Origin of the sequence: Bradyrhizobium retamae (assembly GCF_001440415.1) — a bacterium.
Taxonomy (GTDB): domain Bacteria; phylum Pseudomonadota; class Alphaproteobacteria; order Rhizobiales; family Xanthobacteraceae; genus Bradyrhizobium; species Bradyrhizobium retamae.
Map to the genome: position 1 here is coordinate 1 of NZ_LLYA01000099.1, position 1,733 is coordinate 1,733.

General features: G+C 63.0%; 1 protein-coding gene and 1 pseudogene. One reads left to right on the forward strand and one right to left on the reverse strand.

The features are described 5' to 3' along the window. A pseudogene (locus tag CQ13_RS11590) lies at window positions 1–735 on the forward strand (ISNCY family transposase); the annotation flags it as partial. Window positions 736–1,249: 514 nt separating this feature from the next. Here the strand turns inward: CQ13_RS11590 and CQ13_RS11595 are convergent. Next, window positions 1,250–1,733: IS66 family transposase (locus tag CQ13_RS11595; RefSeq protein WP_156433629.1), on the reverse strand; the 484-nt coding region annotated here is incomplete at its 5' end.

Here is a 1,733-nt window from a genome sequence, read left to right on the forward strand (position 1 = left end):
AAGAACGACCAGGCGTTTGTCGAACAGAAGAACGGCGCCGTGGTCCGACGGATGGTTAGTTATCGGCGGTTTGAAGGGCTCGAGGCGGCCGCGTTGCTCGCAGAACTCTATCGCTCAGTGCGCCTGTTCGTGAACTTCTTCCAGCCGTCGTTCAAGCTGATCGGGAAACAGCGCGATGGCGCGCGCGTCCGTAAATCTTATAGTGCGCCGACGACGCCGCATCAGCGGCTGACAGCCGACCCACATACCTCCGATGCGGTTCGGGCCCGACTGCAGGAAATCTGCGTCAGCTTGGACCCGGTTGCGTTGCTGCGTGACATTCGGTCTGCGCAGCAACGTCTGGCCGACCTTGCCGACGTGAAGCCAGCGGGCGATTCGATTACTGCGGCCCCGCCGATCGATCTGTTCCTCGCCAGCTTGCGAACGGCTTGGAAAGAGGGCGCATCTCGACCGACCGGACCAGCCGATCCTCAAAGCGAAGCGAGGTCGTCGTCGCCCTGATCCGCTCGTTCAGGCAACCCCACAGCTGCAGGAGTGGTTCAAAGCCGAGCCGTGGCGAACCGGCGCCGAGCTCCTGACAAGGCTACAGGCGGAATATCCGGGCGCGTACCCGGATAAGCTGCTGCGACGCTTCAGCGCCGCCTCAAATCCTGGCGCAGCGAGCAGGCAAGCGCGCTGCTGTTTGGATCGGCAGATCATGCGGAGCGGTTCGACGAGACACAGGTTGCGCGGTAGCAGCGCCCGCTTCCGGTGCGGGCGAGGCCGGTCGTTGCGCAACCCCGTCCAGCTCCACGACCGGCCTCCCCCGCGCCGACCGTCCGTCTTCTTGGGAGCAAAATAAATGAGGCAACGATCGCGTCTTCGGGAACATTCCTCCATGAGGCAATACGAAGTCTCACCTTGATCGCCGCCGCCCAGACGCCGCTCGGGACCGGGATCATCGCCGTCTCAGAAGCTCAAGAACCCGTTGGAGCGCCTCAGTGTCCACGTCACGGTCAACGCGCACGCGACAGCCGCCAAGCTCGATCGCTCGATCTCGATTGTTCCGGCCCTTGCGCGCTGCGCAGGAGGCGAAGACGGCGGTAGCGGCACATCCATCAATGTCGGAGCTGGCGCTGAAGCGATCTCGACAGGAACAAGAGCGTACGCATCCGACGACGGCCGCGCAACGATTACGCGCGCGCATAGACGGTCTGGGTTATGATGGTCGCTAGCCGGTTGAGACGTTCAGGTTGCGACGGACCGCTGATCAGAGGTTTTTTTCGACCGCGCGTAGCCTTTTCCATTCCCAAGGAAGCAGCTCGTGCAGGCGCGAGGCAGGCAGATCGGCGATACGGGCCAGAACATCGGCGAGCCAGGCTTGCGGGTCGACATCGTTGAGGCGTGCGGTGGTGAGAAGCGTCAGCATGACAGCGGCGCGGTCTGCCCCGCGCTGAGAACCGGCAAAGGTCCAATTGCGTCTTCCGAGAGCGATACCGCGCAGCGCTCTTTCCGCAGCGTTGTTGGTCAGGCAGATTCTGCCATCATCAAGGAAGCGGGCGAAGTCGGCCCAGCGCTTGAGCATGTAGTCGATCGGCTCGCGAACCGCGGAGGAGCGCGAGAGTGTGGCGCGTTCGGTGGTCACCCATTCGTGCATCGCATCGAACAGCGGCTTGCTCTTTTGCTGTCGCACGCTAAACCGCTCGGCGGCGGTCAAGCCGTTGATCTCGCGCTCGATGACGAAGAGTGCTGAT